The following is a 20,879-nucleotide window of genomic DNA, read 5'->3' on the forward strand; positions in this document are numbered from 1 at the left end:
AATGAAAACTAAAGTTGCTGCCATTTATGGCAAGCGGGATATCCGTATTCGTGAGTTTGAACTTCCCCCTATTACCGATAATGAGTTATTAGTCAGCGTTATTTCGGACAGCGTATGTTTATCCACCTGGAAAGCAGCACTGTTAGGCAGCGATCATAAACGCGTGCCGGATGATTTAGAAAACCATCCGGTAATTACCGGTCATGAATGCGCAGGCGTTATTGTTGAAGTGGGCAAAAATCTAACCGGGAAATATAAAAAAGGGCAGCGCTTTGTTTTACAGCCTGCCATGGGGTTGCCGAGCGGATATTCCGCCGGTTACAGCTATGAATATTTTGGCGGCAACGCCACGTATATGATCATCCCGGAACTGGCGATTAATTTAGGTTGCGTATTGCCCCTGCACGGCTCCTATTTTGCGGCGGCGTCACTGGCTGAACCGATGTGCTGCATTATTGGGGCCTATAACGCCAATTATCACACCACGCCTTATGTCTATGAGCACCGGATGGGAATTAAGCCCGGCGGCAATCTGGCGCTGTTAGCCTGCGCCGGGCCGATGGGGATCGGGGCCATTGATTACGCGATTAATGGCGGCATAAAACCTGCGCGCGTGGTGGTGGTAGATATCGACGAAAAACGGCTGGCGCAGGCCCGCACGCTGTTGCCCGTTGAGCAGGCGGCAGCGAAAGGCATCGAGCTGATTTATGTTAATACGCAGGGGACGGAGAACCCCACGGCGATGCTTCGCGCGCTGACTGACGATGCCGGCTTTGATGATGTGTTTGTTTACGCCGCCGTACCTGCGGTGCTGGAGATGGCCGATGAACTGCTGGCGGAAGATGGCTGCCTGAACTTCTTCGCGGGCCCGACGGATAAACATTTCAAAGTCCCGTTTAACTTTTACAACGTGCATTACAACAGCACGCACGTGGTGGGTACCTCTGGCGGCTCCACCGACGATATGAAAGAGGTCATTGCATTGAGCGCATCCGGCCAGCTTCAGCCCTCTTTTATGGTCACGCACATTGGCGGCCTTGATGCGGTGCCGGAAACGGTGCTGAACCTGCCGGACATTCCGGGCGGCAAAAAGCTTATCTATAACGGCGTCACCATGCCGCTGACGGCGATTGCCGATTTTGCTGAAAAAGGCAAAACCGACCCGCTGTTTAAAGCGCTGGCGGAGTGCGTCAGCGACACGCACGGCATCTGGAATGAACGGGCAGAGAAAACGCTGCTGGCGCACTTTAACGTTTATACCGGGGAGGATACGCAATGATGTCACTGGCGTGGCCGCTGCTGCGCATCACGGAACAGGCGGCGCTCGCCGCCTTTCCACAAACCGGGTGCGGCGACAAAAATAAAATCGACGGTCTGGCGGTCACCGCCATGCGCAAGGCGATGAACACCGTCGCCATGCAGGGGCGGGTGGTGATCGGTGAAGGGGAAATCGATCGTGCCCCGATGCTCTACATCGGTGAAGCGGTCGGCACAGGCAGCGGGCCCGCGGTGGATATCGCCGTCGATCCGATAGAAGGTACACGGATGGTGGCCATGGGGCAAAGCAACGCGCTGGCGGTGATGGCGTTTGCGCCCCAGGGAAGCCTGTTTCATGCCCCGGATATGTACATGAAAAAGCTGGTGGTGAATCAGCGGGCGCGCGGGGTGATTGATCTTACTCAGCCGCTGGATGAAAACCTCAGGCGCGTGGCGAACGCTCTCGGCAAACCGCTGGAGTCACTGCGCATGGTGACGCTGGATAAACCGCGTATGCACGCCGCCATTGCGCAGGCGAAGCAGCTCGGCGTTAAAGTTTTCGCGCTGCCGGATGGCGACGTGGCGGCCAGCGTGCTGACCTGTCAGCACGATAATACCTTTGACCTGATGTACACCATCGGCGGTGCGCCGGAAGGGGTGATCTCCGCCTGTGCCGTCACGGCGCTCGGGGGCGATATGCAGGCGGAACTGATCGATTTTAGTGAGGCTAAAGGCAACACGCCTACCTGTCGGGAAATCGCGCGCAATGAGCGTCGCCGCTGCGCCAGCATGGGCGTTGAGGTCAATCGCATTTACACCCTGAATGAACTGGTGAAGCACCACGACGTTCTGTTTTGTGCGACGGGCGTGACCGATGGCGAACTGCTTAAAGGCGTTCATGAATACCAGGGGAGGGTGAAAACGCAGACATTACTCATCAATGGCGCAGACCGAACGTGTAATATAATAGATTCCCTGCATGGCTGGTGATCTAACGAGAAACGAATGACGACGCTGACAGAAGACGACGTGCTGGAGCATCTGGACGCTCAGGAGGATTTACTCTCCTTTATGACCGCCGCGAATGAGATGTTGCTGCGGGCAATCCGGCAGTTTTTGCCGTCGTTATTCGTTAATAATGATGCCGAAATCGTTGAATACGCAGTAAAACCGCTGCTGGCGCAAAGTGGGCCGCTTGATGATATTGATGTGGCGTTACGCCTGATTTATGCGCTGGGTAAAATGGATAAATGGCTGTATGCCGACATTACCCATTTTTCTCAGTTCGGACAGTATCTGGCAGAACAGGCGTGCGCGCCGGGTTATACCGATGAAATAACCTGGGATTTTATCAGCAATATTAACAGCATAACGGCTAACGCAACGCTCTATAACGCGCTGAAATCCATGAAGTTTGCGGATTTTGCCGTCTATTCAGAAGTGCGTTTTAACGCCACTACCAAAACAGCGCTGGCGCTCGCGGTAACGACGATCATAAAGGAACTCACGCCGTGAAATTAACGCTGACGATCAACGGGCTGGCAACGCAGGCCACATGGGACGATCGTGAAATAGAACACCTCCACAAGCCGCTGCTCAGGCGGCTGGCAAACATAGATTCCGATCACCGGACCATTATCTTTCTCAGCGCGCCGCCGGGGACGGGGAAATCCACCCTCACGGCGTTCTGGGAATATCTCTGCGCACAAGACTCAACGCTGCCTCAACTCCAGGCGCTGCCGATGGATGGTTTTCATCACTATAACGACTGGCTGGAGGCGCATCAGCTCAGAGGGCGCAAGGGCGCGCCGGAAACCTTCGACGTGGATAAACTGGTACAAAACCTGCGGCAAATTCGCGCAGGTGATGGGGGCTGGCCGCAATATGACCGCCAGCGCCACGATCCGGTGGAATCGGCGATCCCGGTTTCTGCCCCGCTGGTTATCGTGGAGGGAAACTGGCTGCTGCTTGACGATCCACGCTGGGATGCCGTGCGAAAATATTGTGACTTTTCTCTTTTTATTCATGCTCCGGAGGCGGCGTTAAAAGCGCGGCTGGTGGCGCGAAAAATCGCCGGGGGATTAACCCGCGAGCAGGCAGAAGATTTTTATCAGCGCACGGACGGGCCAAACGTCCGCAAGGTGTTAACCCAAAGCCTTGCAGCCGATGTCACGTTACAGATGGATGCCGACGGGCATTTATATTCGGCGTAGAAGATGTGCTTTCGCCCGGCAGCCTTGCCGGGCGTGTTTTACGCCAGTTTCACATTCACATGCTCAGATGGCTTCACTTCATGTTTATCCAGCGGCTCGCCCAGCGCGTTGCAGGTCTGCCAGTGGGCGGGAAGCGTAAGTGGGTACTCACCAGGGTTGTAGAGTCGCACCAGGGTTTCGCCGTACAGCACGTCCACGCCGCTTAACGCCATGCCTTCCGGAATATCCTCCAGCAGGTGTCGCACCGTGACGGGGTGCACAGGCAAAAAGAGATCGAAATTATCCAGCCGGTGCAGACAACGCTGATCGCACTGCCATTGCCAGAGCGTGGGATTGACGCGATAACGCTGGGCCATCTCCACGCGCGCAACGGGCGTCAGCGGTGCCAGGCACAGCGCGAAATCAAACGTCAGAGGCCCCAATAAATTCGCTTCCGGCGTGGCTAAACGCTGGCCCGACGCCCGGCCCGGACGCCAGAGCAGATCGTCTTTTCCCAGATGCTCCGCGCCCCGAAACAGCGTGACGCGAAGCTCGCGGTCGGCGTATTCATACTCTTTCAGGCCACGGGCAAACAGATGGAAATCGTCGTGAGCGCGCAATTGATGCATGAACGGTTCGATGTCCACCGGGCGTTCGCTAAAACCCTGGGCGTCGGTAATGTTCTGGTTCTGGCGGGTGATCCAGCCGAAAGGCATATCCGCCTGCACCGCGTTAATCGCTTCCCCGGTATCAAAAATAAGCTGCATCCGGTGTTCGCGGACCTGATTATCGATATCCAGATGAAAGCGAATAAGCTGCTCTTCCAGGGTGACGGTCAGCGTGACAGCGACCGGTTTTTGCTGCTCGCTGCGCCCGCTGCGATCCGCGTTGAGGCATTCGGGCAGCATTAATGTACTGGCGACGGTCATCTCCTGTTTGGCGGGGTGCTGCTTAACGCCCACCAGTTCCATCCAGCCAGCGCGCAACTCGTGGTCGCCTGCCAGCGGCGAGAAGTCATACAGATCGCCGTCGTTGCCCAAATCACTGAGCTGCACCAGCCGCGTTAGCGTGCGCTGGCTGCGCTTGTCGAACAGTTGCAGGTTCTGATCGTGCCAGCTAATGCGGTAGTGCTGATTTTCAATAAAGGTCTGGCGCAGAGGCTTCATCCACGGCAGCGCCACGGGTTCGGCACAATTCACAAAAAAGACCGCCATGCCCAGTCTGGGTACCGGGGCGTGAAGAATATCGACCCGGTTAAGGTAGTAATAGTCTGCGGAGAAGGTTTCGACCTCGCCATCCGGGGTCAGTAAGACCGCGCGCGGCCTGCGAATGCGCTGTTGTTCCAGCAGCACAAATTCCAGCGCGACGCCCTGCTCATCGGTCAGCGTAAAGGTGGCTGCCGGGGAGATCAGAACCTGATCGTGCACGCACACCGTCGGGGCACTGGTGCCGTTGACCAGTAAAAAGCGGTAGTCCCGATCGGCAGCGAGATTCGCCAGCAGCAACTGGGCGTGCAGGCTGAACAGCGCGTCGCCGGTTTGCTGCGCGTGGGCGCAACGGGTGAGCACATCACGGTTGGTTTCATCGCTGTTGCAGCCGCCCATGCTGTCGTGGGCGTGTGATTCCAGCAGCATACGCCAGGCTTTTTCCAGCATCTCCTCGCTACAGGCCAGTCCGTTGGCGCGGGCCAGCGCCAGCAACGGTTCGGTTTGATGGATAAGCTGCGTTTCGGCGGCGTCGTTGGCCTTTTTAATGTCGTAGCGTGAAGAGCCGATGGTTTTGTGCACGCGGGACAGACGCGGCTGGCGGAACTCGCCCTCGTAGAGCGGCAGGTCGTTTTCGTTCAGGGCAGCGAAATAATCCTCATAGCTGCTGGCGATGTAATGGTCGTCGGAGTGAGCGTCCACTTTCGCGATAAGCCTGTCGAACTCTGCATCGCAGCTTACCTGATCGCCCCCAATCGGGCAGAGCAGATGGCGGCTGGTGGTCAGTTGTTTGAGCTTTTCAACCAGCGGCCAGGTTTCAAGTTTGAAGTGATGCAGCGAGAAATTGCGGTAGCGCCCGCCGCGCTCCGGATGCGCCAGCGAATAACCAAAGGGAATAATCGCCGTTTTCACCGCGTCGCCACTGGCCGTCTGCCAGCACACCTCCGTAGGGCCCATGTGCTGTGGATCGTAACCCCGGCGCAGCAAAATATTGTGCAGATTAAAGGCGGCGGCGATCTGCGGCAGTTGCGCGTGGCTGCCAAAAGTATCCGGCAGATAAAGCACATCCATGCAGCCCCCGGCGGCCTGCGCGTGATGAATGCCGATGCGCAGATTGCGGAACATCGATTCGGTGGCGATGTTAAAAAGGTCCGGCTGCGTGTACCAGGGGCCGGTCAGCAGGCGTCGCGCCTTCACCAGCGCGTTCACCCGTTCAGTGAGCGCCGGGCGGATTTGTAAAAAGTCGCTCAGCAGCGAGCTTTGTCCGTCGAGGTGGTAGATCAACGCCGGGTTAGCTTCCAGCGCGTCGATCAGCTTGCTAAACGCTTTGACCGCGAACACCTGCGTGTCCAGCGTGGTGAAATACCATTCCCTGTCCCAGTGGGTGTGTGACACCGCATGGATAATCCGTTGGTCGCTCATTCGCTCTCCTTGTCACTCACCAGATGCAGCAGGTATTCGGCGTGAATATCCTCTTCGTACCACATCGGGAAATTGGTGCCCCAGATGTTGTTATAGAGGTGCGCGAAGAGGCTGTCGGGCTGGTCATGGGGTTCGCCAAACCACAAAATGCGCGGCTCGTGCAGGGCGATCAGCGGCGCGTCGAGGGGTTGCAGTCGCCAGTCAGGGGCATTCACCGATTCCACGCCGTGCAGGTTGCGGTTGCCGTTGTGCACGACGTGCTGCCAGTCAATGATCTGCCCAATCTTGCGGCACAGGCTCTGTGATTTATTAATAAGCCCGAATTGCAGCCAGATCTCTTCCGGCAGGCGGTTGGCCTGCTTGCCGATCACTGAAACCTGATAGCGGATCTCCGCGTGTTGCTTGCTGAAGCGCCAGCCGTGCAGCACTTTTTCCGGCAGGCGCAGCACCATCCCCGGCTCGTTTTGCACAAAGCGGGTGTCGATAAACAGCCGGTAGTCGTCCGGCGTTTCATCAATCCAGACGCTGTGCAGTTTCAGCGTGGCGCACCGGGATGTCACCGGAACGGCGGTGAGTTCCAGTCCCGGCTTGGTGAAATCAGCAATCGCCCAGTCGTGGGTGGAGTCCAGATTTTGCAGATAATGCCCGGCAAAACGCTGGTATTCGTCATCGCTCACCTGGCGATAAATGAGTTTCGCCAGCGGTGCGGCGGCGTAGTTTTTGCCGTTGACTCTCAGCGCGCTCAGGCTGCCATCCGGCGCAATATCGAGGTGATAATCGCCCAATGTCAGCGAGCGGTCATGGGTCAAAATGCCATCGGGCGTGACGGGGGCGGCGGGGATAAATTTCTCGCGCACCTCCGGGGGCAGGCAGGCGAGGGCGTTTTCAACGTAGTCGCGCTGCTCCTGCCATGAGGCGGCGATATTCCGGTAGCCCGGCTCATTGCGATGCGGCAGCCGGGCAGCAAACTCAGCGATAAACCGGTACGGTTTGGGAATGCCGTTTTCAATCTGGTCGGCCTGTCTCGCCACGTCGAATTCGGCGGGCAGGTAGTGGTTGTAATCTGACAGATGCAGTTTGAGATCCATCCCCCAGGTGTGCTCCGGCACCATGATGAGCTGGGCCATCGCCTGACGGCAGGCTTCATCAACGGGCGAAAGATGCCCGGCTGACACCTCCTGCCCCAGCAGGCGGATCAACCGCTGGTAGCGGCTCACTTTGCCCGGATCGGTCGCCAGACCGTGATTCCAGGTATCGCCGATCTCACGGCTGATCACCGGCAGGCGATCTTTAATCGTCGTCACCCGCGCGGCAAAGTCATCCAGCGTGGACGCGCTGACCACCGCATCCGGGTAACGCGCCCGGTAGCGGTTAATGGTGGCGTAAACCTGGTCGGCATCCGGCGGCGCGCAGTTGTCGGCGGCGTGGCAGAACACCAGCAATTCATCGAGCGGCTCGCAGTAGTATTCGTTGCCGTACCCGCCAGGGGAGTAGTTGACGATGATTTCCGCCTCGCCCAGCCGCCAGCGAAACAGCAGCGGCACATCCGGCGAGGTGGAGGCCTCGTTAACGCCGAGGTGCAGATAAGTGATCCCGGCCCCGGCCAGCCAGGGAACGATCGCCTGAGTGTAGCCGGGCACGTCGGTCATTTTAGCGGCGATGGTTCGCTTGTTGAAATGCAGATCGAGATCCAGCGCGTAATCAAGACCGAATTGCAGGGTGCTGGCGTTAAGCAGTTCGCTGTGCGAGGTAAACGGCAGACCATGCCAGGCGATGTCGCCCCGCTCAATAGCGGCGATCAGCTCCCGGCGCGACGTTTCGCTGGCCGTTTGCAGAAAGCGGGTGATAAGCCACGCGCCGCAGGTCCAGATAAAGTTCTTCTGCGTCGGCGTGTTGACCTCCTGCGCAAGGCGGATCACCGACGGAATAAATTCATGCAGGTATTTGTCTTCGATGATGCTGGCCAGATCGGTAAAACCAATATCCAGATGCGTTTTGTAGATGATATGGACACGTTGCAAGGGACTATCCTCGATAAACAGGGTTGGTAATAAGTTGGGCGACGGGGCCGTGGTTGACGCGCAGCAGGGCGAAAGCGGCATCGTTGATGTCGATGTGCTGATCCACGTGGCCGTTGTGGGGCAGCGTGATGACGTGCCGGTCGGTGTAAAGCAGCACGTGGTTATCCGGATGGGTGCTCAGACTGACATGCAGCAGGCTGCCGGATGCGGTTTCGCCAGGCCCGGCCTCGCCGATGCAGAACTGGTGCAGGTCGGTAGGCCCGTCGCTTTTCAGGTAGCAGCGCCCCTGAGCGAGGGCATTCAGAATGTCTTCCCGTTCGGTGCTTTGCGCCCGCGTCCAGGTGTACGCGCAGATCAATCCTTTCTCTTTATGAAAGTCGCTGCCCGCCACGACGCTTATCCGCTTGCCCGCGCAGAGTTGCTGATACCACCAGGCAAACGCCTGCTCGTTGTTGGTGCTGGCGTCCCATGGCCCGTTCCAGATCTCCAGCCAGTCGTAATCACTCAACGGGTTCTGCCACGGGCAATGGCGGCAGAAAGGGTGATTGATGCCGATGCGCGCGCCGTTTTGCCGCGCTTCATTCATTCTGGCGGCGATGTCGGCGGCGGTGAAATGGGGCAGAAACGAGGCCACTGGCTGCGCTGTGCCGGTGAAATTAACGTGGCCCCGCTCGCTGGTCAGTTCCATGCCGGGGATCAGACACAGCGGCGAGTTAATGCCTGCGATCTCGCGGTTTTGCGAGGTGGTGTTGTGATCGGTAAAACAGAGAAAATCGAGGCCCTGCGCCTGCGCACGACTGATGAGCTCTGCAATGGTTAACTTCCCGTCGCTGTGGACAGAATGCAGATGGGTGTCGCCTTTTAACCAGCGGTAGTGCTTTTTAAACAGCGTGACGGTGACCGTCACTTCGCAGGCGGCGCGGATTTTATACAGGCCGAGCAGGACGCTCCACGTGCCGTCAACGATGGCGGTGCGCGTGTAGCCTTCGGTGGCGAAATTTTCACTGATGATAAACTGCCGTCTGGCCCCGCCGCTCCAGCCTTTGACTTGCCCGTTTATTTCAAGGCCCAGATCGACCACGCTCTCGCCGCTGACCTGGTATTCCACCCCGATTTTTTCGATGCCCGCGCCCGGCGTGAAATCAACGCGGGCGATCTGTTTTTCATCGCGCGGGGTGAAGGTCAGCGTCCGGTGGAATGTCTCCTGAAGCGCGTTCATCAGGCTTCCTCCTCATCCAGCAGTTCCTTGCAGTCGCCCGCGATCATGATGACTTCTGCGCCATAGATGATCTGAAAGCCGTTATCGCCCACCCGGACAAACCCTTTTGCGCCGAGCGTTTTCTTCCACAGGATTTCGTTCGCCACCCGGGTGGGATCTTTCACTTCGACACGCAGGCGGGAGATGCAGTTATCGAACTGTTCGATGTTCTCTTTGCCGCCAAACGCGGCGATGATGCGCGGGGCAAGCGACGGGGTTTTCTCCTGCTGCGCCTGCCGCGCTTTATAATCCTGTTTGGTATAGAGCTTCGTTTCCCCCTCGCCGCGCTCGTCGCTTTCGCGCCCCGGAGTCATAACGTTAAAACGCAGGATCAGATAGCGAAATAAGCCGTAATAGATGACGAAAAACAGCGGCGTTAACCATAAATAACCCCACAGGTTGAGCTTATTCGGTTGCAGAAGCACGGGCAGAATATCTTTCAGGCTGCCGCCATAAATCGACACGTTAGCCATTTCGGTTAATACAAATGCCAGTCCGGTTAACGGGACATGGACAAAATAAAACAGCCACGGGGCGACAAATAAAAAGGTGTATTCAATGGGTTCGGTGACGCCAAATAACATCATGGTGGCGACCACGGGAATTAATAATCCGGCGACCACCTTTTTTTGTGGCGCGCGCGAGCACTGATAAATCGCCAGCGCCGCACCCGGCAATGCGCCGAAATGAACGACCACCCGGCCCGACTGAAAACCGCGCACCAGCAGTTCGGGCGTCTCTTCACAGCCCAACTGGGCCATATAAATATTGGTGGTGCCGCTCACCAGTTGCCCGCAAATCTCCATCGAACCGCCCAGTTCAGTCAGGCGAATGGGCGTGGTGATCAAATGATGCAGGCCGACGGGCAGTAATGATTTATCGGCAATCGCCCAGATAAAAGTTCCGGCTAAACCTGAGTTAGCTATGAGCTTGCTGAACTGCGCCAGCATCCCGCCCACGGGCGGCCAGATAAAAAACAGCGTGACGCCGAGCAGCGATCCCACCATCAGCGTCACAATCGGCACCGTGCGGGTTCCGGCGAAAAAGGAGAGCACCAGCGGGAGCTTAACGTTATAGAGCCGGTTGTGCAGATACGAGGTCACGAGGCCGACAATCATGCCGCCAAACACGCTCATGCGGTAAGAGAACATGCCCAGTTCCGTGGTGTAGATAGAGGCTTTTTGCACCGCCGTGGTGGGATCCAGATGCTGATGTTGCACGAACCAGTCGGCGGTGGTGGTTTGCGGCGTGAGGCCGTTTAACTCCAGCAGAACGCTGATAATAAAGTGCATTGCCATAAAGCACACCGCGCCGGAAAAGGCGGCCCAGGCCTTCTCTTTTTTGGCCAGCCCGAACGCCACGCCAATGGAGAAAAAGAGCGGCAAATTACGGAAGACGACATCTCCCGTTGCCTTCAGCACGCTAAAAAAGGCAAACCAAAACGAGTCGCGGGTAATGACCGAATCCAGATGCAGGGCCGCAATCGTCCCGCTACTGGTAAATGCGCTGCCAAAGCCCATAAACATCGAGCCGATGGTAATAATCGAAATAGGCACCAGCATGGCCTGACCGACCATTTGCATTTTTTGTTTCATCACAAGTCCTTTTGATTTTATCTGTCATCCTGACTATTCCAATTAGCGCAGTGAATGAGTTAAATATAATCAGGGTGAATATAGATAGAGCGCTAATAATATTAGCATTGGGAAAGGGCGTGTTTTGTGATGAAAATAACGGAAGGTAAGCGCCTGTACTTATTTAGCCATTTAAGTCAAACAGGCGAAAAGTAAATAAAATAAGGGGGGCGGGATTATTTATTATTCATGAAATTTATTATTTTCCGGTAATAACACCGTCCTTCAGGCGGATCACGCGCGTAAAATGGCGGCGAATAAATTCCGCATCGTGGCTTATCGCCAGTACGGTGGTGCCCCTTTCGCGGCAGACGGCAAGCCAGCGTTCGAATACCGCTAGCCATGCATCGTCAAAATCTCGGCTGGGTTCATCCAGTAACAGCACGGGCGGGGCGATGGCTTCAAGGCTGGCGACGGCGACCATCCGGCGCTGCGCGGTATGCAGATCCAGCGGATGCGCGCTGGCCACGTCGTCAAGGTTGCACAACGTCAGGGCAGCAGCGGTGCACTGCGCGATTTCCTGTTGCGGGCGCTTTTGCAGCCGCAGGCCAAAGGTCACTTCCTGGGTGACATCGCTGTGAAAGATCTGATTTTCCGCTTCCTGAAACAGCACGCCTAACCTTTGCGCCCGCGCGGCATCCTGCATTTTTGCCAGCGGTGCGCCGTCGAGTGTTACCGTGCCCGCAGAAGGTTTCAGCAATCCGGCCATCACGCGCAGTAACGTTGATTTACCCGCGCCGTTGTCGCCGGTCAGCGCCACCCATTCTCCCGGTTCCAGGCTGAGTGACACCTCCCGTAAACAATCTGCCGTGGCACCCGGCCAGCGATAACGCACTTTATCGAGAGTTAACATAGCGGGTTTAATTCTCCGTCGTGTAACTGCCAGGCGTGCTGACAAAAGCGCAGAAAGGGATCGCGCTGGCGTTCAAAAAGGATAATCAGCGCCTGGTGTTCCTGCGCCCACGTTTGCAGGCGCGTAAGCAGCGTGAGCGTCGCCGCTGCCGTCAGGCGGCTGAACGCTTCGTCGAGAATTAATATTTTGGGCTGCATCGCCAGCGCGCAGGCGATAACCACCCGCTGTGATTCGCCGCCGGATAACGTCGCCGGATGGCGGTGGCGCAACGGCTGGCAGTCGGTTAAGGTCAGCGCCGCCTCAAGCCGGGCCAGGATCGTCGCTTCATCCAGACAGAGGTTTTCTGGCCCAAAGGCGACTTCTTCTTCCACGCTAAAGGTGCAGCCCGAAAGCTGAAGGTAAGGGGATTGCTGCACCAGTTGGATGGTTTGTGCCTGCTCAACAAGAGAAAGCTCACCGATGGGATGACCGCATAAGCTCCCCGTTCCACTGATGCTGCCCGGCAGCCACGTCGGATACCAGCCCGCCAGCAACTGCGCGAGCGTGCTTTTACCACTGCCGTTGCCGCCCAGGATCGCCACCATGCCAGGTTCGGTGAGGTTAAGCGAAAACGCCCTGGCGGGGACTGACGAGTGCGCTGGCAGATAGCTGAAATTATCTAACGTAACCATATCCAGGCTCCCATTTCGGCCAGCATGAACGCCACCATCACATAGCGAAAGAGGCGTTGCCCGGCGCTGTCAGGCGGTGCCCACAGCGTCGTGCGGGTGCGGTGCAGACGAAACGCGCGCATATCCAGGGCGGCTCCGCGTATAGAGAGATCGTTCAGGGCGCTGTGCGTTAACGGCACAATCAGCGCCGGAATCGCGCGCAGACGCTGATACCAGCGCCCGCCAAGCGGCACACCGCGCGCCCGTTGCGCCTCGTGAATACTCGCCAGACGGTGCTTTAACTGCTCCACAATCAGCAGCGGGCCGGAGAGCAGATAAGCCAGACCTGGTGGCAGTCGGCTGGCAAACAGCGCACGAACAAATAGTGGAACGGGTACGCAGGCCATCCACAGTTGAGAGGTGGCGACGACGATCAGAATGCGCTGCCAGAGCACGATTGCGTGGGCAAAGGCGAGCGGATTACGCGGCTGACCGCTAAGCCAGGCGGCCAGCCAGCCGCCGTGCACCAGCCACATTCCCACCCCCAGTGAAAGCATCAGCCAGACGACATACCGCGCCCGCTTGCGGGCCGCAGGGACGATCAACAGGCTGACAAACGACAGCGTGCTTACCGCCGTCAGTAGCAGGCTGGCGGGCATCAGCAGCGCCGTGCATGCCGCCACGCCCCACAGGGAGAGGGAAGTAAACGGATGCATTTAACGTACAGCCGACATCGCCGGGAAGTGGCGCAATGTGCGCTGCGGAAGCTGGCGCAGTAATCCCCAGACGATAATCGCCGTCAGGATCTTATCGACCAGGTTCGCGCCCAGCACCGTCAGTGCCACCGATTCCATCAGATCGTTGCCCATTGAATGCACCCAGGCGACCACCAGATCGGCCCCGCTGCCGGTTACACCGCCAAACAGCGCGGTACGGATGGGCACGGCGACAACGGTAACGGCAAGGGTAATGACGACACCGCTGGCGATCACTTTTGGCAGGGTCTTAAACCAGCCAAGCCGCGCCAGCACGCCTGCCACTAAGCCAATCACCATGGCGACCGGCGCAAAGGCGGCGGCGATGGGATCGGTAAGCAGCCCCCACAGCAGGTTGGTTAATAACCCGGTCAGCATGCCAATAAACGGCCCGAGCAGCACGGCGCTGATAAGAGTGCCGATGGAATCGAGAAAAATCGGCAGCTTAAGCAGGCTGATAAGCTGCCCGCCAATCATATTAATGGCGACAGAAATGACGATCAGGGCCAGCGTCTGGCTGGAAAGTTGGCGACGCGCCATAACAACCTCAGAGTAATAAAAGTGGGTTAACGGGATTTCACGACAAGTTCTTCATACCCGGAGAGCGGGCACGGCTCGCGTGAGAAAGAGAGGGCGGTTAATTCGCCAATGACCAGCTCAAGCGTGGTGCGCACCGTACAGCCAGGCATGACATGGCCGCCCAGCACCGCACCGTTTTCATCGGCGATGCTGAGGTGCAGATGTTCTCCGGTAGACTCCAGCGTGCCGCTAAGCGACAGCACTTCAAACTTGCCGGAAAGTAAGGTGGTGTCTTCGCGGCCCGCATAGCGCAGCGCGACATCCGTTAAACTGCCGGTGCAGCCCGCAATCCACGCGGCGTGCAGTTGATGGTGTGTAATAAAGAGGCGTAACTGGCTCAGAACTTCCTGGCCGGGGGCCAGACGCAGCGCATAAAAGCGGGCATCTGATTGAGGGGATAAGGTCATAGCGTAAGTTAACTCCGAGACTCGGACGTGCCAGCATCATACGGATGGCGGTAAGTTGAATCACTGATGTATATCAGGAAAAAAGCGCGGCGCTACGATGATTTTCGTATACGGGAATGCGGATTCCAGTAATAGAATAATCGCGCGTGCCATTTGCGTTAAAGTGTGACGCAGATCAGATAACCGTTTTAACCCGCCGGGCGCGGATTCCTTTTATTCCACAATTCGCTTATTCTGGCTGAAGCGTTTCAGTTGATGAAGTGTTCGTCATTTAACCAATCATTTGCAGTTTGTGACACGTAAGGTTCCACCCGACTGACGGCTGAACTATTCTGTCAGCCACATGAAGTGGAATGGCCTTGCAGGAGATCTATGACCGTACGCATAGCGATAAATGGCTTCGGTCGCATCGGGCGTAACGTGGTTCGTGCTTTATATGAATCCGGGCGTCGTGCGGAAGTAAGCGTGGTGGCAATCAATGAACTGGCGGATGCTGCGGGCATGGCGCATTTATTGAAATATGACACGACGCATGGCCGTTTTGCGTGGGACGTGCGCCTGGAGCGTGAACAGCTTTTTATCGGTGACGATGCTATCAGGCTCCTGCATAAGCCTGATATCGAATCCCTGCCATGGCGCGAACTCGGCGTCGACATCGTGCTTGATTGCACCGGTGTGTATGGCAACCGTCAGGATGGCGAAGCACATCTGGCGGCGGGCGCGAAAAAGGTGCTTTTTTCTCACCCCGGCAGCAGCGATCTCGACGCCACCATCGTGTTCGGCGTGAATCAGCATACGCTGCGCGCCGACGACCGCATGGTTTCTAACGCCTCCTGCACCACCAACTGCATTATTCCGGTGATTAAACTCCTCGACGACGCTTACGGAATTGATTCCGGGACGGTCACAACGATCCACTCGGCGATGAACGATCAACAGGTGATCGACGCCTGGCACCCGGATCTCCGACGCACTCGCGCTGCCAGCCAGTCGATCATTCCGGTCGATACAAAACTGGCCGCAGGCATCACCCGCTTCTTTCCTAAATTTAATGATAAATTTGAAGCGATTGCCGTGCGTGTGCCGACCATCAATGTGACGGCCATCGATTTAAGCGTGACGGTAAAGGAACCGGTAAAAGCGTGTGAAGTCAACCTGTTGCTGCAAAAAGCGGCACAGGGGACATTTCATGGTATAGTTGACTATACGGAATTACCGTTGGTGTCCACAGATTTTAACCACGATCCGCACAGTGCCATTGTTGATGGTACCCAGACGCGGGTTAGCGGTGCCCACCTGATCAAAACGCTGGTCTGGTGTGATAACGAATGGGGCTTTGCTAACAGAATGCTCGACACGACGTTAGCCATGGCCGGGCAAGGTTTCAGGTAGAGCGCTTCTGGCGCTCGCAAAACTTTAAGAATCAACGAATCAACGAGAGGATTCACCATGTCTGTAATTAAGATGACCGATCTGGATCTGGCTGGTAAACGTGTTTTTATCCGTGCGGATCTGAACGTACCGGTTAAAGATGGGAAAGTAACCAGCGATGCGCGTATCCGAGCTTCTTTGCCGACCATCGAACTGGCACTGAAACAGGGTGCAAAAGTGATGGTAACCTCCCACCTGGGTCGTCCGACCGAAGGTGAGTACAACGAAGAATTCTCTCTGCTGCCGGTTGTTAATTACCTGAAAGACAAACTTTCAAGCCCGGTACGTCTGGTTAAAGACTACCTGGACGGCGTTGAAGTGGCTGCCGGTGAACTGGTGGTTCTGGAAAACGTTCGCTTCAACAAAGGCGAGAAGAAAGACGACGAAGCGCTGTCCAAAAAATATGCCGCGCTGTGCGATGTGTTTGTTATGGATGCGTTTGGTACTGCACACCGTGCGCAGGCTTCTACCCACGGTATCGGTAAATTTGCTGACGTGGCGTGCGCAGGCCCGCTGCTGGCTGACGAACTGGAAGCACTGGGTAAAGCGCTGAAAGAACCGGCTCGCCCGATGGTTGCCATCGTTGGTGGTTCTAAAGTTTCTACCAAACTGACCGTGCTGGATTCCCTGTCTAAAATCGCTGACCAGCTGATCGTGGGTGGCGGTATCGCCAACACCTTCGTTGCCGCTCAGGGCCACAATGTGGGTAAATCCCTGTATGAAGCTGACCTGGTTGACGAAGCAAAACGCCTGCTGACCACCTGCGACATCCCGGTTCCGACCGATGTTCGCGTGGCAACCGAGTTCTCTGAAACCGCAACCGCCACACTGAAATCTGTAAACGACATCAAAGATGAAGAGCAGATTCTGGATCTGGGCGACGCTTCCGCTGAGAAACTGGCTGAAATTCTGAAAAACGCCAAAACCATTCTGTGGAATGGTCCGGTAGGCGTGTTCGAATTCCCGAACTTCCGTAAAGGTACGGAAATCGTGGCGAATGCTATCGCTGACAGCGAAGCGTTCTCCATCGCAGGCGGTGGTGATACCCTGGCTGCAATCGATCTGTTCGGCATTTCTGACAAAATCTCTTACATCTCCACTGGCGGCGGTGCATTCCTCGAGTTCGTGGAAGGCAAAGTGCTGCCAGCAGTCGCTATGCTTGAAGAGCGCGCTAAGCAGTAAGTATTCAAGGGGCAGGGAAACCTGCCCAACTTTCAGCGTGCTTTGATAGCAGGGCTCGCAATTTTCAACGGCCGAAGATACAGGACAACGAAACATGTCTAAAATTTTTGATTTCGTAAAACCGGGCGTCATCACGGGTGACGACGTACAGAAAGTGTTCCAGGTAGCAAAAGAAAACAACTTTGCTCTGCCTGCTGTTAACTGCGTGGGTACTGACTCCATCAACGCCGTTCTGGAAACCGCTGCCAAAGTTAAAGCACCGGTTATCGTTCAGTTCTCTAACGGTGGTGCTGCATTCATCGCCGGTAAAGGCTTCAAAGGCGAAGGCCAGCAAGCGGCTATCCTTGGCGCAATCTCTGGTGCTCACCATGTTCACCAGATGGCTGAACATTACGGCGTGCCGGTAATTCTGCACACTGACCACTGCGCGAAGAAACTGCTGCCGTGGATCGACGGTCTGCTGGACGCGGGTGAAAAACATTTCGCCGCTACCGGTAAACCGCTGTTCTCTTCTCACATGATCGACCTGTCTGAAGAGTCTCTGGAAGAGAACATCGAGATCAGCGCTAAATACCTGGAGCGCATGTCCAAAATGGGCATGACTCTGGAAATCGAACTGGGTTGCACCGGTGGTGAAGAAGATGGTGTGGACAACAGCCACATGGACGCTTCTGCCCTGTACACTCAGCCGGAAGACGTTGATTACGCGTACACCAAACTGAACGCAATCAGCCCGCGCTTCACTATCGCGGCGTCCTTCGGTAACGTTCACGGCGTGTACAAGCCGGGTAACGTTAAGCTGACCCCGACCATCCTGCGTGATTCTCAGGAATACGTTTCTAAGAAACACAACCTGCCGCACAACAGCCTGAACTTCGTCTTCCACGGCGGTTCCGGTTCTTCTGCTCAGGAAATCAAAGACTCCGTAAGCTACGGCGTGATCAAAATGAACATCGATACCGATACTCAGTGGGCTAACTGGGAAGGTATTCTGAAGTACTACAAAGAAAACGAAGCTTACCTGCAGGCTCAGCTGGGCAACCCGAAAGGCGACGACCAGCCGAACAAGAAATACTACGATCCGCGTGTATGGCTGCGTGCCGCGCAGACCAGCATGGTCGCTCGTCTGGAGCAGGCATTTAAAGAACTGAACGCGGTTGACGTTCTGTAATCTTTTTAATGTCTGAATAATGGCTTCCTTCGGGAGGCCATTTTTTTTGCCTGTGTATTCCCCTCACCCTAACCCTCTCCCCAGGGAGAGGGGACCGATCGAGCGCGGACTGGCCTTTCCCCCTCCCCATGGAGAGGGCACGGACTCGCTTTTCTCCCTCTCCCTGTGGGAGAGGGCCGGGGTGAGGGGCATGCATTAATCCATTGAAATTTGGCAGATGATCCCTTTTTTGTTTACCCTTTACTGACCTGGCTCACGTTTTTGCCGTGAGCGTTGAGCCGTTTTTGGCAAGAAAAAGGAACAGTAAATGGAAGATCTCAACGTAGTAGGCAGCATCAATAACGCGGGCGGCTGGCTGGTGCGCAACCAGGCGTTACTGCTGAGTTACGCGGTTAACATCGTGGCGGCTATTGCCATCATCATTATCGGGATGATCATCGCCCGCATCATTTCTAACGCCCTTAACCGCCTGATGGTGGCACGCCACATTGATGCGACGGTCGCTGACTTTTTATCGGCGCTGGTGCGCTATGGGATCATCGCCTTTACGCTGATCGCCGCATTAGGACGGGTTGGGGTTCAAACCGCCTCGGTGATCGCAGTGCTCGGTGCCGCAGGTCTGGCGGTCGGTCTGGCGCTGCAGGGCTCGCTCTCTAACCTGGCCGCAGGCGTCCTGCTGGTGACCTTCCGTCCCTTCCGTGCAGGTGAATACGTGGATTTAGGCGGCGTTGCTGGCACCGTGCTGCACGTGCAGATTTTCTCCACCACCCTGCGTTCGGCCGATGGTCGCTTTGTGGTGATCCCTAACGGGAAAATCATCGCCGGGAATATTATCAACTTCTCCCGCGAACCGGTGCGTCGTAACGAGTTGATTATTGGCGTCGACTATAGCGCAGATATCGATCAGGTCAGAAAACTGCTGATGGAAATCATTGAATCGGATGACCGCATTCTTAAAGATCGTGAGATGACCGTGCGCATGAATGAACTGGGCGCATCGTCTGTGAATTTTGTGATCCGCATCTGGAGCAAGAGCAGCGATCTGCAAAACGTTTACTGGGACGTGCTGGAACGCATCAAGAAAACCTTCGATGCGAACGGTATCAGCTTCCCGTATCCGCAGATGGATGTGAATTTCAAACGTGTAAAAGAAGCAAAACCAGAAGAATAAACGCACCTGGGCCGGGCGGTATGCCCGGCCTGCCCGCCCGTTGACGGTTTATGTCAGCCACTACCGCATTAATCTCACTTATACCCGATTAAAATTATCCATTTCCGCTAATAGCATGAGCGAGATATAGTCTGCGTTATTCACCAAATGCACAGGCTTATTATCGTGTTATCTTATTATTTTCAAGGGCTTATACTTGGCGCGGCCATGATTTTGCCCCTCGGCCCGCAAAACGCTTTCGTCATGAATCAGGGCATTCGCCGCCAGTACCATTTGATGACGGCCACGCTGTGCGCGTTCAGCGATCTCCTGCTGATTTGCGCCGGGGTGTTTGGCGGCAGCGCGCTACTGATGCAGTCCCCGTGGCTGCTGGCGCTGGTAACCTGGGGCGGCGTGGCGTTCCTGCTGTGGTATGGCTTTGGCGCACTGAAGACGGCGCTTGGCACTTCAATTGAACTTGAAAGCGCGCAGGTGCTGAAGCAGGGGCGGGGCAGGATTGTGGCGACCATGCTGGCGGTGACCTGGCTTAATCCGCATGTGTATCTGGATACTTTTGTCGTGCTGGGCAGCGTGGGTGGGCAACTGGCCCAGGAGCCGAAGCGCTGGTTTGCCCTCGGCACGATCAGCGCCTCTTTCCTGTGGTTCTTTGGCCTCGCGGTACTGGCTGCCTGGCTTGCGCCGCGCCTGCAGACTGCCCGCGCTCAGCGCATTATTAATGCGCTGGTGGGCATCGTTATGTGGGTTATCGCCTACCAGCTTGCCCGCGACGGCGTGCAACATTTGCAGGCGCTGTGGTAATCAGACCAGGATTATGGACAAGTTCGCCGGACACGCTAAGCTTGCTCGCAGATGCCTGTATTCCTGAGGCGATGACGAGACATGGAGGAGCTACAGTGAAGTTTAAAGTAATGGCCCTGGCGGCATTAGTTGGATTCGGTGCAGTGTCGGTTCAGGCGAATGAATTGCCAAACGGCCCGCACATTGTGACTTCTGGTACGGCAAGCGTTGATGCGGTGCCGGATATCGCCACTCTGGCGATTGAAGTCAACGTGGCGGCAAAAGATGCCGCTTCCGCAAAAAAACAGGCTGACGATCGCGTTGCGCAATACCTGAGCTTCCTTGAGCAAAACGGTGTGGCCCGCAAAGACATCAATTCAGCCAACCTCCGTACCCAACCCGATTATGACTATCAGGATGGCAAAAGCATTCTGAAAGGCTATCGCGCCGTGCGTACCGTTGAGGTGACCCTGCGTGAACTGGATAAACTGAATTCATTGCTTGATGGCGCGCTCAAGGCCGGACTCAATGAAATTCGCTCCGTCACGCTGGGCGTTGCCGAGCCGGAAGCCTTCAAAGATAAAGCCCGTAAAGCGGCGATTGATGATGCTGTCCGTCAGGCGGAGCAGTTAGCGGCTGGCTTTAACAGCAAGCTGGGTACGGTGTACAGCGTGCGCTACCACGTCTCCAATTATCAGCCAAGCCCGATGGTACGGATGATGAAGGCCGAAGCTGCGCCCGCTTCCGCGCAGGAAACCTACGAGCAGCCGACCATTCAGTTTGACGATCAGGTTGATGTGGTGTTTGAGCTTCAGCCTGACAACGCCGCAAAAGGAACCGCGCCTGCGCAAACGTCCACACCGGCTACGCCAGCCACGCCGTCCGCGCAATAATTCCCGCATGACTCCACGCCC

The 20,879-nt window shown here is 56.3% G+C and carries 19 protein-coding genes; 10 read left to right on the forward strand and 9 right to left on the reverse strand.

The window, feature by feature from the left end:
- Window position 1 precedes the first annotated feature (1 nt).
- Genes BM373_RS13980 through BM373_RS13995 form a run of 4 tightly spaced genes read left to right on the forward strand, consistent with a single transcriptional unit; the run spans window position 2 to window position 3,470 of the window.
- A complete protein-coding gene (locus BM373_RS13980) occupies window positions 2–1,279 on the forward strand; it encodes a zinc-binding dehydrogenase (protein WP_090462396.1) in 1,278 nt (425 codons plus the stop codon).
- A complete protein-coding gene (gene glpX, locus BM373_RS13985; RefSeq protein ID WP_090462398.1) occupies window positions 1,276–2,247 on the forward strand; it encodes a class II fructose-bisphosphatase in 972 nt (323 codons plus the stop codon). The genes BM373_RS13980 and glpX overlap by 4 nt, the downstream gene beginning before the upstream one ends.
- A gap of 15 nt (window positions 2,248–2,262) precedes the next feature.
- On the forward strand, window positions 2,263–2,772 hold the full coding sequence (locus BM373_RS13990; protein WP_090462399.1) for an MltR family transcriptional regulator: 510 nt from the start codon (window positions 2,263–2,265) through the stop codon (window positions 2,770–2,772).
- On the forward strand, window positions 2,769–3,470 hold the full coding sequence (locus BM373_RS13995) for a nucleoside/nucleotide kinase family protein (protein WP_090462401.1): 702 nt from the start codon (window positions 2,769–2,771) through the stop codon (window positions 3,468–3,470). The genes BM373_RS13990 and BM373_RS13995 overlap by 4 nt, the downstream gene beginning before the upstream one ends.
- A 38-nt stretch (window positions 3,471–3,508) precedes the next feature.
- Here the strand turns inward: BM373_RS13995 and BM373_RS14000 are convergent, their stop codons facing one another.
- From BM373_RS14000 to BM373_RS14040, 9 genes are all read right to left on the reverse strand, one after another.
- Window positions 3,509–6,076, reverse strand: coding sequence for a glycoside hydrolase family 38 N-terminal domain-containing protein (locus tag BM373_RS14000; RefSeq protein WP_090462403.1), 2,568 nt, complete (start codon window positions 6,074–6,076; stop codon window positions 3,509–3,511).
- Window positions 6,073–8,097 carry a DUF5054 domain-containing protein gene (locus tag BM373_RS14005; RefSeq protein WP_177220154.1) on the reverse strand — a complete coding sequence of 675 codons (2,025 nt, stop codon included), beginning with the start codon at window positions 8,095–8,097 and terminating at the stop codon, window positions 6,073–6,075. The genes BM373_RS14000 and BM373_RS14005 overlap by 4 nt, the downstream gene beginning before the upstream one ends.
- Before the next feature lie 4 nt (window positions 8,098–8,101).
- Window positions 8,102–9,316, reverse strand: a complete 1,215-nt coding sequence (locus BM373_RS14010; RefSeq protein WP_090462406.1) for a CehA/McbA family metallohydrolase — start codon at window positions 9,314–9,316, stop codon at window positions 8,102–8,104.
- Window positions 9,316–10,950 carry a PTS transporter subunit EIIC gene (locus tag BM373_RS14015; protein WP_090462408.1) on the reverse strand — a complete coding sequence of 545 codons (1,635 nt, stop codon included), beginning with the start codon at window positions 10,948–10,950 and terminating at the stop codon, window positions 9,316–9,318. Before BM373_RS14015 ends, BM373_RS14010 begins: the two co-directional genes overlap by 1 nt.
- A 238-nt stretch (window positions 10,951–11,188) precedes the next feature.
- Window positions 11,189–11,842 (reverse strand): ABC transporter ATP-binding protein, encoded by a 654-nt coding sequence (locus tag BM373_RS14020; RefSeq protein WP_090462410.1) that lies wholly within the window; start codon window positions 11,840–11,842, stop codon window positions 11,189–11,191.
- On the reverse strand, window positions 11,836–12,513 hold the full coding sequence (locus BM373_RS14025) for an ABC transporter ATP-binding protein (protein ID WP_090462412.1): 678 nt from the start codon (window positions 12,511–12,513) through the stop codon (window positions 11,836–11,838). Before BM373_RS14025 ends, BM373_RS14020 begins: the two co-directional genes overlap by 7 nt.
- Window positions 12,501–13,208 carry an energy-coupling factor transporter transmembrane component T gene (locus BM373_RS14030; protein WP_090462414.1) on the reverse strand — a complete coding sequence of 236 codons (708 nt, stop codon included), beginning with the start codon at window positions 13,206–13,208 and terminating at the stop codon, window positions 12,501–12,503. Before BM373_RS14030 ends, BM373_RS14025 begins: the two co-directional genes overlap by 13 nt.
- On the reverse strand, window positions 13,209–13,787 hold the full coding sequence (locus tag BM373_RS14035; protein ID WP_090462415.1) for an ECF transporter S component: 579 nt from the start codon (window positions 13,785–13,787) through the stop codon (window positions 13,209–13,211).
- Between the two features lie 26 nt (window positions 13,788–13,813).
- Complete coding sequence (locus BM373_RS14040) at window positions 13,814–14,233, reverse strand: PPC domain-containing DNA-binding protein (protein WP_090462417.1); 420 nt, start codon at window positions 14,231–14,233, stop codon at window positions 13,814–13,816.
- Between the two features lie 372 nt (window positions 14,234–14,605).
- Between BM373_RS14040 and epd the strand changes: the two genes are divergently transcribed.
- The 6 genes from epd to BM373_RS14070 all read left to right on the forward strand — a co-directional run bounded on the left by epd (window position 14,606) and on the right by BM373_RS14070 (window position 20,858).
- Window positions 14,606–15,625 (forward strand): erythrose-4-phosphate dehydrogenase, encoded by a 1,020-nt coding sequence (epd, locus tag BM373_RS14045; protein WP_090462419.1) that lies wholly within the window; start codon window positions 14,606–14,608, stop codon window positions 15,623–15,625.
- A gap of 57 nt (window positions 15,626–15,682) precedes the next feature.
- The gene (gene pgk / locus BM373_RS14050) at window positions 15,683–16,846 is read left to right on the forward strand and encodes a phosphoglycerate kinase (protein ID WP_090462421.1); all 1,164 of its coding nucleotides are present in this window, start codon (window positions 15,683–15,685) and stop codon (window positions 16,844–16,846) included.
- Window positions 16,847–16,940: 94 nt separating this feature from the next.
- Window positions 16,941–18,017 (forward strand): class II fructose-bisphosphate aldolase, encoded by a 1,077-nt coding sequence (gene fbaA / locus BM373_RS14055; RefSeq protein WP_090462423.1) that lies wholly within the window; start codon window positions 16,941–16,943, stop codon window positions 18,015–18,017.
- A gap of 307 nt (window positions 18,018–18,324) precedes the next feature.
- The gene (locus tag BM373_RS14060) at window positions 18,325–19,188 is read left to right on the forward strand and encodes a small-conductance mechanosensitive channel MscS (RefSeq protein WP_090462425.1); all 864 of its coding nucleotides are present in this window, start codon (window positions 18,325–18,327) and stop codon (window positions 19,186–19,188) included.
- Between the two features lie 165 nt (window positions 19,189–19,353).
- Window positions 19,354–19,986 carry an arginine exporter ArgO gene (gene argO / locus BM373_RS14065; protein WP_090462626.1) on the forward strand — a complete coding sequence of 211 codons (633 nt, stop codon included), beginning with the start codon at window positions 19,354–19,356 and terminating at the stop codon, window positions 19,984–19,986.
- 95 nt (window positions 19,987–20,081) lie between these two features.
- Window positions 20,082–20,858: an oxidative stress defense protein gene (locus BM373_RS14070; RefSeq protein WP_177220155.1), complete on the forward strand. Its 777-nt coding sequence runs from the start codon at window positions 20,082–20,084 to the stop codon at window positions 20,856–20,858.
- Window positions 20,859–20,879 lie beyond the last annotated feature (21 nt).

Source organism: Enterobacter sp. kpr-6 (genome assembly GCF_900116015.1).
In the GTDB taxonomy this organism is placed as follows: Bacteria; Pseudomonadota; Gammaproteobacteria; order Enterobacterales; family Enterobacteriaceae; genus Enterobacter_D.